The 16267-nt window shown below is 69.6% G+C and carries 14 protein-coding genes; 6 read left to right on the plus strand and 8 right to left on the minus strand.

The features are described from left to right. Positions 1-26: 26 nt before the first annotated feature. The gene (locus tag DPV79_RS10805; RefSeq protein ID WP_113045413.1) at positions 27-1448 is read right to left on the minus strand and encodes a sensor histidine kinase; all 1422 of its coding nucleotides are present in this window, start codon (positions 1446-1448) and stop codon (positions 27-29) included. Beyond that, positions 1435-2100, minus strand: coding sequence for a response regulator transcription factor (locus tag DPV79_RS10810; RefSeq protein ID WP_059489055.1), 666 nt, complete (start codon positions 2098-2100; stop codon positions 1435-1437). Before DPV79_RS10810 ends, DPV79_RS10805 begins: the two co-directional genes overlap by 14 nt. A gap of 238 nt (positions 2101-2338) precedes the next feature. On the opposite strand from DPV79_RS10810, the gene DPV79_RS10815 reads away from it, so the two are divergent. The 4 genes from DPV79_RS10815 (at position 2339) to DPV79_RS10830 (ending at position 5466) form a co-directional block, all read left to right on the plus strand. After that, positions 2339-3355 carry an ABC transporter substrate-binding protein gene (locus tag DPV79_RS10815; RefSeq protein ID WP_027790810.1) on the plus strand — a complete coding sequence of 339 codons (1017 nt, stop codon included), beginning with the start codon at positions 2339-2341 and terminating at the stop codon, positions 3353-3355. 111 nt (positions 3356-3466) lie between these two features. Next, positions 3467-4777, plus strand: a complete 1311-nt coding sequence (locus tag DPV79_RS10820; protein ID WP_059687630.1) for an MFS transporter — start codon at positions 3467-3469, stop codon at positions 4775-4777. A 117-nt stretch (positions 4778-4894) separates the two neighbouring features. Further along, positions 4895-5170 carry a YlcI/YnfO family protein gene (locus DPV79_RS10825; RefSeq protein WP_060064984.1) on the plus strand — a complete coding sequence of 92 codons (276 nt, stop codon included), beginning with the start codon at positions 4895-4897 and terminating at the stop codon, positions 5168-5170. Further along, a complete protein-coding gene (locus tag DPV79_RS10830) occupies positions 5167-5466 on the plus strand; it encodes a type II toxin-antitoxin system RelE/ParE family toxin (RefSeq protein ID WP_113045414.1) in 300 nt (99 codons plus the stop codon). The genes DPV79_RS10825 and DPV79_RS10830 overlap by 4 nt, the downstream gene beginning before the upstream one ends. Before the next feature lie 47 nt (positions 5467-5513). On the opposite strand, the gene DPV79_RS10835 is transcribed toward DPV79_RS10830, so the two are convergent. Further along, positions 5514-7310 carry a sensor histidine kinase gene (locus DPV79_RS10835; protein ID WP_113045415.1) on the minus strand — a complete coding sequence of 599 codons (1797 nt, stop codon included), beginning with the start codon at positions 7308-7310 and terminating at the stop codon, positions 5514-5516. Beyond that, entirely contained in the window at positions 7307-7951 is a 645-nt protein-coding gene (locus tag DPV79_RS10840) for a response regulator (RefSeq protein ID WP_113045416.1), read from the minus strand. The genes DPV79_RS10835 and DPV79_RS10840 overlap by 4 nt, the downstream gene beginning before the upstream one ends. Before the next feature lie 320 nt (positions 7952-8271). Between DPV79_RS10840 and DPV79_RS10850 the strand changes: the two genes are divergently transcribed. Then, positions 8272-8724 (plus strand): hypothetical protein, encoded by a 453-nt coding sequence (locus tag DPV79_RS10850; protein WP_059484700.1) that lies wholly within the window; start codon positions 8272-8274, stop codon positions 8722-8724. A 102-nt stretch (positions 8725-8826) separates the two neighbouring features. Beyond that, positions 8827-10845 carry a VTT domain-containing protein gene (locus tag DPV79_RS10855; RefSeq protein ID WP_113045417.1) on the plus strand — a complete coding sequence of 673 codons (2019 nt, stop codon included), beginning with the start codon at positions 8827-8829 and terminating at the stop codon, positions 10843-10845. A gap of 16 nt (positions 10846-10861) precedes the next feature. Here DPV79_RS10855 and DPV79_RS10860 read toward each other — a convergent pair whose 3' ends face one another. The 4 genes from DPV79_RS10860 to DPV79_RS10875 all read right to left on the minus strand — a co-directional run bounded on the left by DPV79_RS10860 (position 10862) and on the right by DPV79_RS10875 (position 16037). Then, positions 10862-11191, minus strand: a complete 330-nt coding sequence (locus DPV79_RS10860) for a helix-turn-helix domain-containing transcriptional regulator (RefSeq protein WP_011356110.1) — start codon at positions 11189-11191, stop codon at positions 10862-10864. Continuing rightward, positions 11188-11520, minus strand: a complete 333-nt coding sequence (locus DPV79_RS10865) for a type II toxin-antitoxin system RelE/ParE family toxin (protein ID WP_113045418.1) — start codon at positions 11518-11520, stop codon at positions 11188-11190. The genes DPV79_RS10860 and DPV79_RS10865 overlap by 4 nt, the downstream gene beginning before the upstream one ends. 370 nt (positions 11521-11890) lie before the next feature. Next, positions 11891-14341: a flavin-containing monooxygenase gene (locus DPV79_RS10870; protein ID WP_113045419.1), complete on the minus strand. Its 2451-nt coding sequence runs from the start codon at positions 14339-14341 to the stop codon at positions 11891-11893. Beyond that, entirely contained in the window at positions 14328-16037 is a 1710-nt protein-coding gene (locus DPV79_RS10875; RefSeq protein ID WP_113045420.1) for a GMC family oxidoreductase, read from the minus strand. Before DPV79_RS10875 ends, DPV79_RS10870 begins: the two co-directional genes overlap by 14 nt. Between the last annotated feature and the right edge of the window lie 230 nt (positions 16038-16267).

Here is a 16267-nt window from a genome sequence, read left to right on the forward strand (position 1 = left end):
GCCGCCGCATGCGCGATGCCGGCGGTCTAAGTCTCTTTCGTACCGGCCACCGCCGCGCGCGGAAACGTCAGCACGACCGCGAACCCGCCCGCGTCGGGAAACGCGAATCCGACGCGCCCGCCGTGCGCCTTCATCACTTCCTGCACGATCGCGAGCCCGAGGCCCGACCCGGTGCGCCGCTCGCTGCCGTCCGGCGCGATCCGCACGAACGGCTGCAATGCGGCGTCCCAGTGTTCGCGAGGGATGCCGCGGCCGTTGTCGGTGACGGTCAGCGTGATCGCGCCGTCGGTGTGACCGGCAGTTGCGACCGAAACGACGATGTCGTCCGCGTGGCCGTGCAGCAACGCGTTGTGCAGCACGTTCGACAGCGCTTCCTGCAGGCTGATCGCGTCGCCGTCGATCCACGCCAGCGGCGCATCGCTCGCGAACGCCACGGCGACATCGCGCTCGCCCGCGAGCGGAATCGTGCGGCCGAGCACATCCTTCGCGAGCGCGACGAGTTCGACCGGTTGCAGCGGCACGGCTTCGGTGCGATGGATCACCATCGCGTGATTGAGCAACTGGCCGGTGAGGCGACCGACGTCCGCGCTGGTCGCGCGCAGCGCGTCGAGGCGTGCCGCGTGGCGCGCGGGATCGGATTCGCCGTCGAGCAGCTCGATCTGCGCGTCGAGCCGCGCGAGCGGCGTGCGCATCTGGTGCGCGGCGTCGGCGATGAAGCGCTGCATCGCGTTGATGCGTTCGGCCAGGCGGTGTATCAATCCGTTGATCGACCCGATGATCGCGTCGATCTCGCTCGGCGTGTCGAAGGCCACCGGCCGCAGGTCGGCCGGGTCGCGCGCGGCGATGATCGTGCCGATCTGCGCGAGCGGGCGCAGGCCGCGCCGGATCGCGAGGCCGCTCGCGCCGATCGCGAGCACGCTCATCAGCAGGATCAGCGTCCATACCTTGAGGCTCATGTCGTTGGTGAGCTGCTGGCGTGCGTTGGTTGTCTGCGCAACGGTCACGAGCGCCCAGCCCGGCGTGCTTTCCTCGGGCATGTAGCGCGCAATCGTTGCGGTGCGGATCCGGTGCCCCTGGTACAGGCCGTTCGCGAACGCCGGGCCCTGTTTCGCGGCGGCGAGCGTTGCGGGGCTCGCGAGATCGCCGTAGCCGGCCACGACGATGCCGCGCGAATCGACGACCTTGTAGTAGACGAGGTCGTAGCGCGACAGCGTCGACAGCGCGGCCACCGGCGGATTCAGCGCGAGCACGCCGCCCTGCACGTAGAGGTTTTCCGCGACCTGGATCGAGGCGCCGGCAAGCAGTTGGTCGTACGCGCGTTCGGCCGCGACGCCCGCGTAGTAGCGCGCGATCGCCGCGAGCGCGAGCGCGCCGGACGCGACGACGAGCGCGATGAACAGCAGCGTGCGCCCGAACAGCGTCTTCGGGAACCAGTCAATGCGCGGCAATCTGATACCCCATCCCGCGTGCGGTGCGGATCTCGACCGAGCTGCCCTGCAGCTTCTTGCGCACGCGCGTCACGTATTGCTCGACCGCATTCGCGGTCGGCTCGTTGCCGAAGCTGAACAGCTGGTTCAGCAGTTCGTCCTTCGAGAAGATGCGTTGCGGGCGGCTCGCGAGGATTTCGAGCAGCGCGAATTCCTGGCGCGACAGCGATAGCGGCTGGCCGTCGAGTTCCGCGAGGCGGCTGCTGCGGTCGATCACGAGGCCGCCGAGCGTCAGCACGTCGTTCGCGTGGCCACTGTTGCGGCGCAGCAGCGCCTGCACGCGCGCGTCGAGCTCGCGGTAGTCGAACGGCTTCACCAGGTAGTCGTCGGCGCCGAGGCCGAGGCCGCTCACGCGGTCGTCGATCGCCGAGCGTGCGGTGACGAGCAGCACGGGTGTCGTGCTGCCCGACGCGCGCAGGTTGCGCAGCACCGCGAAGCCGTCCATGCCGGGCAGGTTCGCGTCGAGCACGACGAGGTCGAAGCGCTCGACGCGCAGCAGCCCGTTCGCGGTCGCGCCGTCGGTCTCGAGATCGACGGCATGGCCAAGCCGCGCCAGGCGGCTGCGGATCGCCGCGCCGATTTCGGCATCGTCCTCCACGACGAGAATGCGCATGGTGCCGTTTCGCAGATGAGTGGGTTAGGGGTTTTCCCGGGGCCGGGATGTCAGCATTTTCTCAGACTCGGTCGATAACCTGTGTCGAGCCGGATGCAGCACGCAAGGACGGCATTAATACCAGAAATATTCAAGGAGACGGCAACATGCAGCATGTCACGGGCACGACGAACGCGCGATGCAGCGCGACGCGGGCTTTCGCGTGGCCGTTTGCCGTCCGTCGCACGGCGGCCCGCGCATGACGACGTCGCCGCGCCGCCGCGCATTGATCGCCGCCGGCATCGGCATGCTGGCCGCGCCGCCGCTCGTGCGCGCGAAGCCGCGCACCGTCCGGATCTCGAAAGGCTTTGGGGTGCTGTACCTGCCGCTGCTCGTGATGGAGAAGCAGCGGCTGTTCGAGCGGCACGCGGCGCGCCACGGCGTGCGCGACGTCGCGGTCGACTGGGTGCTGCTCGACGGCGGCAATTCCGTCAACGACGCGATGATGGCCGGCACGCTCGATTTCGCGGGCGCCGGCGCACCGGGTTTCATCGAGCTGTGGGCACGGGCGCGCGGCATCCCGAACGTCGAGGTGATCGGCATCAGCGGGCTGTCCACCACGTCGCTGTCGCTGAACGCGAACCGCGCGGGCCTCGTGTCGCTGCGCGACTTCACGCCGTCCGACCGGATCGCGGTGCCCGGCATCCGCACGTCGCTGTCGGCGGTCGTGCTGCAGATGGTCGCGAGCCGGCAGCTCGGCGCGAAGCATTTCGCGCAGCTCGATTCGATCACCGTGAACCTGCCGCATCCGCAGGCGATGCAGGCGCTGATCCGGCGCGAGAACGGCGTGACCGCGCACTTCACGTCGCCGCCGTTCTCGACGCTCGAGCTGCGGCAGCCGGGCATTCACCGCGTCGTGAATTCGGTCGACGTGCTCGGCCCGCTGACGCTCGACGTCGTATTCGCGCCGAAGCGGCTCGTCGATACGGACCCCGCGCTGGCCGTCGCGTTTCTCGGCGCGCTCGACGAAGCGAACCGCCTGATCGCGCAGGACCCGCGCGCGGCGGCCGCGCTGTATGCGGCGTCGTCGGGCGTCGGCGTGTCGCACGACGACGTGATGCGGATGCTCGCCGCGCCCGACACGCGTTTCTCGGTACTGCCGAACCAGCTGATGGACTACGTCGAATTCCTGTACCTGGCCGGCACGATCAAGGCGAAGCCGCGCGCATGGCACGAGATGTTCGCGCCGATGCTCGACGACTACCGGTCGCGCTGATGCCGCCGCTTCCTTTCCCCGACATGCCCCGCACCCGCGCGATCGTCGCGCGCGGCGCCGATTCAAACGACATGCAACCGCTATGCAACCGATTCACGCAAGGAGCCTGAAGTGAATGCTACCGACACCCTGGACCCCGCGTCCGCCGAAGAACAGCGCATCATGTCGAAGATGGCGCGGCGCCTGCTGCCCATCCTCGTCGTGATGTTCCTGATCGCATTCATCGACCGGCAGAACGTCGGCTTCGCGAAACTGCAGATGGTGCACAGCCTCGGGATGACGGAAGCCGCGTTCGGGCTCGCGTCGTCGCTGTTCTTCATCGGCTACCTGCTGTTCGAGGTGCCGAGCACGCTCGCGCTGCATCGCTACGGCGCGCGCGTGTGGCTCGCGCGGATCATGCTGACGTGGGGGCTGATCACGGTGCTGATGGGCTTCACGACGTCGATGCCCGCTTTCTGCGCGCTGCGCTTCGTGCTCGGCATCGCCGAGGCCGGCTTCTATCCGGGCGTGATCTATTACCTGACGTTGTGGTTTCCCCAGAGCTATCGCGCGAAGGTGCTCGGCATCTTCACGCTCGGCAGTGCGCTCGCGAACATGCTCGGCTCGCTGGTCGGCGGCGTGTTGCTGAGCCTGAACGGCGTGTGGGGGCTCGCGGGCTGGCAGTGGGTGTTCGTGGCGACGGGCATCCCGGCGGTGATCGTCGCGATCGTCGTGTTCCGCGTGCTGCCCGCGTCGGTGCGCGACGCCCGTTTCCTGGACGACCGCGAGAAGCAGATCGTCGAGGCCGCGCTCGAACGCGAGAAACCCGCGCAGGCCGAGCACGGCCAGCCGTGGAAAGCGCTGCTCGACCCGCGCGTGATGCTGTTCGCGGCGACCTACATGCTGATGTCGACGTCGCTGTACGGCGTGACCTACTGGCTGCCGACGCTCGTGAAATCGTTCGGCGTATCGAGCACGACGAACGGCTTCCTGAGCATGCTGCCGTGGGCGCTTGCCGTGCTGCTGCTGGTGTGGCTGCCGGGGAAACTGCGCCGCGCGAAGAGCATCCTGCGCACGATCGCGATCGTCGCGGCGCTTGGCGCGCTCGGCTTCCTGCTGAGCCTCGTGCTGCCGTCGACGCCGCTGCGCTTCATCGCGCTGGTGCTCGGCGGCGCATGTATCCCGCTGCTGTATCCGTGCTTCTGGTCGATGCCGCCGCGCTACTTCACCGGCGCGCGGGCGGCGGCGAGCGTCGCGGCGATCAACTCGATCGGCAACCTCGGCGGCTTCTTCAGCCAGAACCTGATGCCGTTTGCCGGCAAGGTGACGGGCACCGCGTTCGGGCCGATGATCGTGCCGATCGTGTGCCTCGCGCTGCTCGGATTCGGCGCGCTGGTCGCGTGGACCCGCTCGGAGCGGGGGATGGTGGCGGTGCGGGCGTGAGGCGCGCGGCGCGGCCGGATTGTGGTCCCGGACACGTTGGTCAGGCCGAATGGCCGACTGCACGCGTAAAGGAGGGGGTGCTACCATGGATTACATATGTAATCCATGGAGTGTGCGATGAAAACCGCGACCATGCCGGCGCTGCGTGTCGATCCGCAATTGCGGGAGGCGGCAGAGTCGGTCCTTGAGGAAAACGAGACGTTGTCTGCGTTCATGGAGTCGGCGCTTCGCGATGCTATCGCGCGTCGTCGCCTGCGGCGCGAGTTTGTCACCCGTGGCCTTGCATCGCGCGACGAGGCGCGCCGTACCGGTGAATACGTCGATGCCGCCGACGTGCAGGCCGAACTCGAAGGCATGCTGAACGCTGCGAGAGCAGCGACGGCGGCTGATTGATCTATCGGGTCCGATATACACGTGCGGCCCGTGGGGATCTGGCACGGATGTATCGATACCTGCTCGAACGTGATACCGATGCAGCGGCAGCGGGCTGCGGGCGCGATCGAACAAGGTACGCCACGCTTCGAATGTTTCCGTTCACATGCCGCAAGATCGACGATGGGAATCCGTTTCCGCGTGAGCTGATCGTGTCTTTCGGCAAGTCGGGCTATGTCCTGCTTTTCGAGATTGAAGCGACCGAGCAAGTCACGATTCCAGCCGTGCGACATCAACGGGAAGACGACTACCACTGACGCATGATCGACGCGGCAGCCGGCATTTGCCGACATTGCCGCCTCGATCAGCGATCAATCCTCGGCCCCCCATTCCCGCCATGCGCGACCGCAGCAGGCGCAGGCGACAGCGGAATCTCCACCTCGACCGTCGTCCCCTCGCCGAGGGTCGTCGCGATCCGCAGCGTGCCGCCAACGAGATACGCGCGCTCGCGTAACCCGACCAGCCCGAACGATCCCGACTTGCGCGGCACGCCGGGATCGAATCCCGCGCCGTCGTCGCGAATCGTCAGCTCGATCGCCTGGTTCGCCTGCACGAGCGCGACGTTCGCATGCGACGCGGCCGCGTGCCGTGCGACGTTCGCGAGCGCTTCCTGGGCGATGCGAAACACCGCCGTCGCGTAAGGCTCGTCGAGTTGCAGTTCGGGCGGGTCGACATGCAGCGCGCAGTCGATGCCGTGACGGTGCCGGAAATCCTCCACGAGCCATTGCATGGCCGCGGCGAAACCGAGATCGTCGAGCATCAGCGGGCGCAGGTCCGACGCGATGCGGCGCGTCGCGGCCACCGCGCCGCGCGCCAGCGTGTGCATCGCCGCGATCTTGCGCGCCAGCGGTGCATCGTCCTGCGGCACGCGATCGATCAGCCATTCCAGATCGTTCTTCAGCGTCGCGAGTGTCTGCGCGAGTTCGTCGTGCAGCTCGCGTGCGATGCGGCGCTGCTCGGCTTCGCGTGCGCTCGCGCTGATCGCGGCGATCTCGCGCAGCTCCTCGCGCGACGCCTGCAGCGCGCGCTCGGCGCGCACGCGTTCCTCGACTTCGCGCCGCAGGTCGCGGTTCGACGCGCTCAGTTGCGCGGTGCGTGCGGCAACGCGCTGTTCGAGCCGTTCGTTCGCGTCGTTCAGCTGCGCGCTCTTCTGCACGACGAGCAGATGCTGGTAGCGCGCGCCGGCCAGCGCGCGCACCGTCTGCGCATGCAGCCGGCCGTTTTCGAACAGCATCGCGAACAGCACGACGCCGGACGCGACCAGACCGTACGCGCGCCCCGCGTAGAAGCCGAGATCGTAGCGCCCGTGATTCAGCATCGCCGACAGCGCGATGTCGAACAGCCACGCGACGAGCACCGTCATCACCCACAGGTCGAGCACGGAATGACGCCGCCGCCGCTGCCACATCAGCATCAGCGCCACCAGGTTCAGCCCCCAGACGATCGTGATCGCGTTCGTCATCGTCGCGGCCATCCGGTTGCCGTTCATGATGCGCGGCAGCAGGTCGTGGCCGACCGTCGCGAGCAGCGCGAGCGCGGCCGTCGCACCGAGCGCGGCCGCGATGCACAGCACCACGGGAATCGCCGCGCGGCGTTGCGGAGCCGGGATCGGGCCCGCGGCACGGGATGCCGCACGCAGCAGCGCGTACGCGGCGACCGCCAGCGGGAAGCCGCCGTGCCAGAACAGGTAGAGCCAGGCGGTGGTCTGGTCGCCGGCGCCGAGCAGGCCGGTCGGCGCGAACAGCCCGGGAAAGGTCAGCATGTGGGTGCCGGCCATGAAACCCGTGAACAGGTAGCCGCCCGCGAGCACGAGCAGCGGCTTCTCGCGCAGGATCGCGTACTGGCCGAGCAGCAGGCCGGCCGTCACCATGTCGTTGACGACGATCGCCGACTGGTACACGGGGATGAACGCCCAGCCCGGCGCAAGCGGCCTGCCCGCGAATGGCGCAAGCGCGGCGAAGATCACCGCGGACACGAGCACGGTCGCGAGCGCGAGCCGCCGTTCGCGCCGGCCCGGCGGCAGCGACGACATGAACAGGCGCGACGCGTCGGCGGTGTCGTCGTCCGGGGGCGAGGGCGGAAGGTGGAAGGCGGCCGTCATGCGTCGCCGCCGGGGTCGAGGTCGTGGCGCACCGCGTAGCGGACCAGCGCGGCTTCGTGCGGCAGTTCCATCTTCTCGAGGATCCGTGTCTTGTACGTGCTGACCGTCTTCGCGCTGAGCGCGAGTTCGGTCGCGATCTGCGTGACGGTCTGGCCGGCGACGATGCGGCGCATCACGTCGAGCTCGCGCGCGGACAGCCGTTCGTGCGGCAGTGCCGCGGCCGGCGCGCGCAGCGTGAGCGCGAGGCTTTCGGCCGCCGACGGGCTCACGTAGACGCCGCCCGCCGCGACCTTGCCGACCGCCTCCACGAGCTCGGCGGTCGCGCTGTCCTTCGTCAGGTAGCCGGTTGCGCCGGCCTTGAACGCGCGCGCCGCGTATTGCGCCTCCGCGTGCATCGTCAGCACGAGCATGCGCAGCGACGGCGCGTGGTGCTTCACCAGCCGGATCAGCTCGATGCCGGTCGGCGCGGGCATCGACAGGTCGAGCAGCAGCACGTCGGCGGCGCTGCGCTCGACCAGCGTGAGCGTGGCCGAGCCGTCGCTTGCCTCGCCGACGATTTCGAAGCCGCCGGCCGTTTCCAGGATGTGACGCAGTCCGTCCCGCATGACTGCGTGATCGTCAGCCAGAATTACCCTGATCATCTAGCGATCCTCTTCGGGATGACGCCGCGCCCTGCTGTCCGGTGGTCGCCGCGGCCGTTCTTCTGATCAATATATTCCGCCGAATCCGAAAACGGTACACATCCGGGAAATTTTCGAGACGGGTTTTCGACGAATGTGTACTGAAACGAAATAATTCCCGAGAAAACGTACGCGGCGGGGCGGGCGCGAATCAGGGTATTCCCGGGTGATCGCGGCGGCGGGAACCGGGCGGCGCGGCGGGTCGCCAGCCGCCCCGCGAACCGTCCGGATTCGGGACTAAACTGGTGCCCGATGCCACGACACTAACGAGGAGCCCCGTGATGATCGATCTTGCCGATATCCTGCCGTCCGCACTGCCTGCCGCCGTCGCGTGGGCCGAAGCGGAGGCGGCGCGCGGGATCGCGCAGGGTGCGCCGCTGACGCCGGCGCAGGCCGACGACGCGCGCGCGGTGGGCGTCGCGCAGCCGGAGCGGATCCGCTTGGTGATCGTCGAGCGCATGCCGTTTCCGGAGACGCCGACGCTCGCCGCGATCGCCCGCGACACGGGCCTGTTGTCGCCGGGGACGATCGGGCTCACGCTCGGTCATGCGGTGTACGTGCTGCGCGGACAGGACACGCGCCGCCTGCTGACCCACGAATTTCGCCACGTGCATCAGTACGAGGCCGCCGGATCGATCGGCGCGTTTCTCGCGCGCTATCTGCAGGAGATCGCGACGGTCGGCTACCACGACGCGCCGCTCGAGGCCGACGCGCGGCAGCACGAATTCGATTGATCCGCCACGCCGGCGCGACCGCGCGCACCGCCCGATGAACGCTCGCCATGCCATCGCCGGCCCGGTGCTCTCACGCCGGGTCGCTTCGCCATGGAGCGTGCAATGAGCGACACGATCCACGCATGGATCGGCGCGATCGGCGCGCATCCGCTGCTCGTGCTCGCGGTCGTGTTCGTGACCGCGTGCGCCGAGGCGATCGCGCTGATCGGCACGGTCGTGCCGGCCGGCGCCGTGATGTTCGCGGCCGGTGCGCTGATCGGCGCGGGCGCGCTCGACGGCTGGACGACGATCGGCGTCGCGGCAGTCGGCGCCGTGATCGGCGACGGCATCAGCTACGAGCTCGGGCGGCACTACCGCGGGATGATCCGCAACGCATGGGCGCGCTTCGGTTATGCGAACGCCTACGGGCGCGGCGAGGAGTTCGTGCTGCGCCATGGCGTGAAGAGCATCGTGCTCGCACGTTTTCTTGCGCCGGTGCGCGCGGTCGTGCCGGTCGTCGTCGGCTGCGCGACGCTGCCGCGCCGGTCGTTCTATCCGGTCAACGTCGTCTCGGCACTCATCTGGGCGCCGGTGCATGTCGCGCCGGGCATCGTGTTCGGCGCGTCGACCGCGCTGGCCGCGGCGATCAGCGTGCGGGTCGCCGTGATCCTGCTGGTGGTCGCGGCGCTGGTCGCGCTCGTGTGGATCGGCGTGCGCGTCGCGCTGCGGCGCGGTTGGCCGCTGTTGCGTCGTGCGCTCGTCGAAGGGGTGCACGCATGCGCGCACCGCTGGCCGCGGTTCGGCGCGCGGCTGCACGACGCGATCGCATACGTGCGCGGCCTGCCGGGCGCGGTGCCCGCGCTCGCGCTGCTGTTCGTCGGCTGCGTGTGGCTGTTCGCGGGCCTCGTGCAGGATGTCGTCGCGAACGATCCGCTGACGCACGCGGACATCGCGCTGTATGCGTTCCTGCAGAACCTGCGCACACCGCCGGTGGACGCCGTGATGCGCGCGCTTGCCGTGTTGCACGGGCACGATACGGGGCTGATCGTCGCGGCCGCGTTTCTCGTCTGGCTGATGATCCATCGCTGCTGGCTGACCGCCGCGTGGTGGCTCGCGACCGTCGGCGTCGCCGTCGTGCTCGTGCCGGCGTTCGGTGCGGGCGTACCCGGCGCGACGCCCGCGAGCCTGCCGCCCGGCGCGCTGCATGTACCGCTGCCCGATGCCGAAGCCGCGTTCGCGATTCTCGCAAGCAGTGGCCTCGGCTGGGTGCTGACGCGTGACCGGCCCGCGCGGTGGCGGATCCCGGTCGTGACCGCGGTGGTGCTGTGGATCGTGCTCGGCGGTTTCGCGCGGCTGTATGTCGGAGACACGTGGCTGTCGGGCCTGCTGGGCGGCTGGAGCCTCGGGCTGGCCTGGTTCGCGTTGCTGGCCGGCGCCCATGCGTACTGGCGCGTGCGCGAGCACGTGCAGCCGAGGGGCGCGCTCATCGCGGTGACCGTGGTGCTCGCGACGGCGGGCGTATGGACGGTTCCCGCGCAATGGCAGCTCGACCGCGCGGCGCGCCCGCATGTCGGAGACGTGGTCGCGATGACCGTCGACCAGTGGCTGCGCGGCGGATGGCAGCGCGTGCCGGTGCGGCGTACCGAGATCGGCGGCGACCGCGAGGAATATCTGCCGCTGCAATGGAGCGCGACGTCGGACACGCTCGACCGGCATCTCGCGCAGGCCGGCTGGCAGCGCGCGACGCCGTGGTCGCCCGCCACCGCGCTGCGCTGGCTGCTGCCGCAGGCGCCCGCCGACGCGCTGCCGGTGCTGCCGCGTTACACGCACGGCGAAAGCACGCGCCGCGTGTTCGTGCGCGTCGATCCGGGCCAGCCGGAAAGCCGCCTCGTGCTGCGGCTGTGGCGTTATCCGTACGTGTTGCAGGACGCGCTCGGCATGCGGCCGCTGTGGTACGGCGCGCTGTATCGCGAGACGCTGCATCGGCCGGCGCGGCTGATGACGATCGTGCGCTCGACGACGATCGACGATGCGGCGTCGATCGCGAAGGCGCTGGCGGTCGAGCCGACGATCGGGCATCCGCCGGCGGGGACGACGGCCGCGCCGGCCGAGATGCTGCTGGTATGGATGGTCAGGCCGTGAGCGGGCCGTGCGCCGCTTACGCGTGCGCCGGCTGCGCGGGGACGACGGACAGGCGCAAGCCGACGGTCTTGAGCACCGCGAGCAGCGTTTTCAGCGTCGGGTTGCCGTTGGGGGACAGCGTGCGATACAGCGATTCGCGGCTGATGCCGGCTTCGGCCGCGACCGCGCCGAGCCCGCCGTACGCTTCCGCGACGGTGCGCAGCGCGAGCAGGCCGGCCGCGCGGTTGTCGGGATCGTCGAGCGACTCCATCGCGACGCGCAGATAGGCCACTGCGAGTTCGCGGTCGGCGCCGAGTTCGGCGACTTCCGCGTCGTGGTGCGATACCGCACCTTTGAGCTTGGTCATGTTTGCCTCCGTTTCCAGTTCGACCAGTGTTCCTTGGCGCGCCTGATGTCGTCGGGTTGGCTGCTTTTGTCGCCGCCTGACAGCAGCAGCACCAGTGCGCCGCCGTACCGCCCGAAATACACGCGATAGCCGGCGCCGACGTGGACGCGCGGTTCGATCACGCCTTCGCCGACAGGCTCGCAATCGCCGAAGTTGCCCGTCTGCACGCGGCGCAGGCGTTCGCGAATCCTGGCCTGAGCAAGCTTGTCGCGCACGGCGTTCAACCATTCGGTGAAGGGCTCGCGACCATCGTCGCGCTGGTAGCGAAGAAGTTCGAACTTGGAGAGCATTGTAACTTATAAGCTACAAAAAAGGTGGATGAAAAAGGAGGCTGTCGTGCGCGTTGCCGGGTGGTGTGCGCAGGGGCGTGCGCGCATCGGCGAGTCGGAACGACACAGGACGCCGCATGCGTGGCAATTGCCGTGCAGGCGGCATCGTCGACGTTCGGGACGGGCAGGCGGCGAAACCGGCTTCCCGGACGAAGATCATTCTTTCATCCGTTACCTGGCGTGGCGATTCGGCCGAATGGCCGGTGTCGATGGCGCGTGCCGAGGGCACGCGCCATGAGCGGGGACGTGAAGCAAGTGCGCGAACAGTCCGACGGCGGGCGCATCGCGCGGTGCGTCCGCCGGAAAATCCTGATGCGTTACCGTTGCATCGTCATGCCGTCGCGGCAACGCGTGCCGACGCAAACTCCGCCAGCGTGCGCAACGCGTTCCGCGCCGAGCGCAGGTAAAACGACTGCAGATGAAACACATGCCAGCGCGCCGCATGAATCTCCAGCCGGCACGGCACGCCGCAGGCCTGCGCGTGACTGGTCAGCCGCTGCGCGTCCGACAGCAGCACTTCCTGGTCGCCGGCCTGGACGAGCATCGGCGGCAGGCCGCGCAGGTCGGTATCGAGCGGGCCGCGGGCCGCCGCCGATCCGGCGCCGTGATACCAGCGCAGCCCTTGCTCGAGCCAGCCGCGGCGGATCATCGGATCGTCGTGGCGGCGCGAAGCCAGCGTCGCGCCGCCGAGCGCGGGATCGGTCACGGGCGAGATCAGCAGCAACGCGGCGGCGGCCGGCTCGCCGCGCTCGCGCAGCGCGATGGCCAGTGCGAGCGCCAGCGCACCGCCGGCCGAATCGCCCGCGATCGCGATCCGGTGCGGCGCGTGACCCTGCGCGCGCATCGCGTCATAGACGGCCAGCGCATCGTCGAGCGCGGCCGGGCTCGGATGCTCGGGGGCCAGCCGGTAATCGGGCACCCACACCGGCAGGCCGGCATCGTTCGCGAGCCGCGTCGTCACGCCGCGATGCGTATGCGGCCCGCCGAGGCAGAATGCGCCGCCATGCAGATAGAGGATCGCGCCGCCCGTGTCGCCGCGTTTCGGCGCAACCACTTCGACCGGCACGCGGTGCGCGTGCGTGCGGTAGCGCAGCGTGCCGCCCGTGCCGGGCATCAGCGGCGACAGCAGCGCGACGACGCGGCGTTGCATGCGTGCACCGAACGGCGGCCCGATCAGCGGCCGGAACGCCACGCGCAGGAAACCGCGCAGCGAGGCGGCCGTGAGCGCCTCCAGCGGGCCGGCGGGCGGCGCGACCACGACGTCGCATGTCGGGGCAACCGATTCGGGCACCGGATGCGTGAAGCGGTAGGCGGACATCCCGGTGAAGCGGGTGATCCACCGGTAGGTCAGCGTGAAGCCCGGCCAGTTCGTGCTGTTGTGTCCCGATGCATCGACATACCAGCTCTTGCAACTGTTCCACACCGATCCTTCGAGCCGCTGCTGCACATGCGCGTTGAAGCGCCGGTAGCGGCGCGCGTCGACGTCGATCTCGCGCGCGCCGTTGCGCCGCATCGCGTGCAGGCAGCGCATCACGTGCGCGATCTGGCTTTCGAGCATGTAGACGATCGAGTTGTGGCCGAGATTGGTGTTCGGGCCGTACAGCATGAAGAAGTTCGGGAAACCGGGCACGGCAAGCCCGAGATACGCCTGCGCGCCGCGCCGCCATGCGTCGTTCAGGTCGAGCCCGTCGCGGCCCGTGATGCGCATCGGCGACAGGAACTCGGTCGCCGCGAACCCCGTGCCGTAGACGATGGCATCGACCGGATGATGCACGCCGTCGACAGTCTCGATGCCGCGCTCCGTCACGCGCCGGATCCGCTGCGTGACGAGTTCGACGTTGTCGCGGCTCATCGCGGCCAGGTAGTCGCTCGACAGCAGGATGCGCTTGCAGCCGATCGGGTAGTCGGGCGTGAGCCGTGCGCGCAACGCGGCGTCCGGCACGTCGCGCGCGAGCAGCTTGCGGAACGGCCGGCCGACCGCGACCTTCATCAACCGGTGCAGGCGCGTGAACGCGATCGCGCGCGATTCGTAGCGCAGGTAGATCGATGCGCGATGCAGCTTCATCGCCCACGGAAGCGTGCGGAACAGCGCCTTCTCCCACGGACGGTACGCACGGTCGGGGCGCGGCATCACGTAGGCCGGCGAACGCTGGAATACGGTCAGGCGCTGCACGTCGCCGGCGATCGCGGGGACGAACTGGATCGCCGACGCACCGGTGCCGACCACCGCCACGCGCTTGCCGGCGAGCGCGTAGTCGTGATCCCAGTGCGCGGAGTGGAATGCGCGGCCGCGGAACGTGTCGATGCCGGGCAGGTCGGGCATCGCGGGGCGGCTCAGCTGCCCGGTGCCGCTGACGAGCACGGCGGCGCTGAGCGTCGTGCCGTCGGCGAGCGTGACGCGCCACAGCGCGGCGGCTTCGTCGTAACGCGCATGCGTGACATCGGCGCCGAAGCGCAGGTAGCGCGCGAGGCCGTACTTGCGCGCGCAATGCTGCAGGTACGCATGGATCTCGGGCTGCGGTGCGAACACGCGCGACCAGGCCGGATTGGGCTCGAACGAAAACGAGTACAGGTGCGAGGGCACGTCGCACGCGGCGCCGGGGTAGCTGTTGTCGCGCCACACGCCGCCGACGTCGTGCGAGCGTTCGACGATCGCGAAATCGTGGATGCCGGCACGTTGCAGCGCAATGGCCATGCCGATGCCGGCGAAGCCGGCGCCGATGATGATCGCCGCGAGCGGTGCGGCGGAGTCGGTCAGGTGGGTAGCGTCACGCGACGACATGGCGGGTCTCCTCCGGCTGGACGGCTTCGTGCGCGGCGTGCGAAGCGGGAACGGTATCAATCGTTGTCCTGACGGTTTCGCGCTGCGGCCGCGCGGACGTGCGGCATACGCCGCGGATCAGGTCGACGGCCTTCTCGGCGATCATGATCGTCGGTGCGTTGGTGTTGCCGCCGACGAGCGTCGGCATGACCGACGCATCGACGATGCGCAGCCCCTGCAGGCCGCGCACGCGTAGCTGCGGATCGACGACGGCGAGCGCGTCGTGCCCCATCCGGCACGTGCCGACCGGGTGGTACACGGTGTCGGTGCGCCGCCGCAGCACGTCGCGGATTTCATCGTCGGTGTCGACGTTCGCGGTGAACAGGTCGCGCGTGGTCCAGCCGGCGAGCGCCGGCGCTTCCATCAGCCGTCGCGTGAGCCGGAAGCCCGCGACCATGTCGTCGAGGTCGCGCGGATCGTCGAAGAACGCGGGGTCGATGCGCGGCGCCGCGAGCGGATCGGCGCTGTCGAGCGTGACCGAGCCGCGGCTGCGCGGCCGCAGCAGGCACACGTGGCACGACAGCCCGTGGCCGGCGTGCAGCTTGCGCGCGTGATCGTCGACGAGTGCGACGACGAAGTGCAGCTGGATGTCCGGTGCGTCGAGGTCCGCGCGGGTCTTCAGGAAACCGCCGCCTTCCGCGAAATTCGACGTCAGCATGCCGCGCCGTTCGCGGCGAAAGCGCGCGAGCTCGCGCAGCATGCGCACGCCGCCGCGCGCGGATACGCCCATCGTATCGACGCTGCGCGTGCGGTAGCCGAAGATGAAATCCGGATGATCCTGCAGGTTGCGGCCGACCCCGGGCAGGTCGGCGTGCACCGCGATGCCCCGTTGCCGGAGCTCGCCGCCCGGGCCGACGCCCGACAGCATCAGCAGTTGCGGCGTTTGCAGCGCGCCGGCCGCGAGCACGACTTCGCGCCGTGCGCGCAGTGTGCGGACCTCGCCGTGCTGCCGGACTTCGACGCCGGTCGCGCGCGTGCCGTCGAACAGGATGCGCAGCACCTGCGCATGCGTCTCGACCGTCAGGTTGTCGCGGCGGCCGATGTGCGGCAACAGGTACGCGCGCGCCGCGCTCCACCGTTCGCCGTGCTTCTGCGTGACTTGGTAGATGCCGATGCCTTCCTGCTGCGCGCCGTTGAAATCGTCGGTGAGCGGCAGGCCGGCCTGTTGCGCGGCTTCCAGGTAGCGCGCATGGAACGGGTTGCCGGTGCGCAGGTCGCTCACCCACAGCGGGCCGTCGCGGCCGTGCCACGCATCGTCGAAGCGCTCGTTGTGCTCGCTCAGGCGGAAGTACGGCAGCACGTCGTCGTAGGCCCAGCCTTCGTTGCCGAGCGCGGCCCAGCCGTCGTAGTCGACGCGATGGCCGCGGACATAGACCATCGCGTTGATGGCCGACGAACCGCCCAGCGCCTTGCCGCGCGGCTGGTAGCCGATGCGCCCGCCGAGGCCGTGCTGCGGCACCGTGTCGAAGGCCCAGTTGTTCACGCGGGTCGGCATCATCGCGACCGCGCCGGTCGGCACGTTGACGAGCGTGCCGTCGCCGCGGCCACCGGCCTCGAGCACGCAGACGGTCACGGCCGGGTCCTCGGTCAGCCGCCCGGCGACGACGCAGCCGCCCGACCCGCCGCCGACGACGATGTAGTCGAAAGTCCTGCTCATGGGTTCATCCTCCGATGGTCGATGGATCAGGCGGGGCGCGGCAGCGCGCACGGGCGGCCGGCGCGGGGCCGGGCAGGGGCAGGGGTTCGTGCAGGCACGGCGCGCCGGCGTGCGAAGCGGGCTGCGGGATCGGTCGGGCGACTGCGTCGCATGGTGTCTCCTCCGGAGGGCATTGGCGTCGTTCGGGCGACGACTGGATGACGCCGATGGTGCTGGCCGCATGGGAAAAC

The organism is Burkholderia reimsis, from assembly GCF_003294055.1.
In the GTDB taxonomy this organism is placed as follows: domain Bacteria; phylum Pseudomonadota; class Gammaproteobacteria; order Burkholderiales; family Burkholderiaceae; genus Burkholderia; species Burkholderia cepacia.

What these genes read in the sequence shown, in the direction of transcription:
- DPV79_RS10810 (WP_059489055.1), bottom strand. Translation starts at nt 2,100, where the DNA reads ATGCGCATTCTCGTCGTGGAGGACGATGCCGAAATCGGCGCGGCGATC.
- DPV79_RS10815 (WP_027790810.1), top strand. Translation starts at nt 2,339, where the DNA reads ATGACGACGTCGCCGCGCCGCCGCGCATTGATCGCCGCCGGCATCGGC.
- DPV79_RS10825 (WP_060064984.1), top strand. Translation starts at nt 4,895, where the DNA reads ATGAAAACCGCGACCATGCCGGCGCTGCGTGTCGATCCGCAATTGCGG.
- DPV79_RS10835 (WP_113045415.1), bottom strand. Translation starts at nt 7,310, where the DNA reads ATGACGGCCGCCTTCCACCTTCCGCCCTCGCCCCCGGACGACGACACC.
- DPV79_RS10840 (WP_113045416.1), bottom strand. Translation starts at nt 7,951, where the DNA reads ATGATCAGGGTAATTCTGGCTGACGATCACGCAGTCATGCGGGACGGA.
- DPV79_RS10850 (WP_059484700.1), top strand. Translation starts at nt 8,272, where the DNA reads ATGATCGATCTTGCCGATATCCTGCCGTCCGCACTGCCTGCCGCCGTC.
- DPV79_RS10855 (WP_113045417.1), top strand. Translation starts at nt 8,827, where the DNA reads ATGAGCGACACGATCCACGCATGGATCGGCGCGATCGGCGCGCATCCG.
- DPV79_RS10860 (WP_011356110.1), bottom strand. Translation starts at nt 11,191, where the DNA reads ATGACCAAGCTCAAAGGTGCGGTATCGCACCACGACGCGGAAGTCGCC.
- DPV79_RS10865 (WP_113045418.1), bottom strand. Translation starts at nt 11,520, where the DNA reads ATGCTCTCCAAGTTCGAACTTCTTCGCTACCAGCGCGACGATGGTCGC.
- DPV79_RS10870 (WP_113045419.1), bottom strand. Translation starts at nt 14,341, where the DNA reads ATGTCGTCGCGTGACGCTACCCACCTGACCGACTCCGCCGCACCGCTC.
- DPV79_RS10875 (WP_113045420.1), bottom strand. Translation starts at nt 16,037, where the DNA reads ATGAGCAGGACTTTCGACTACATCGTCGTCGGCGGCGGGTCGGGCGGC.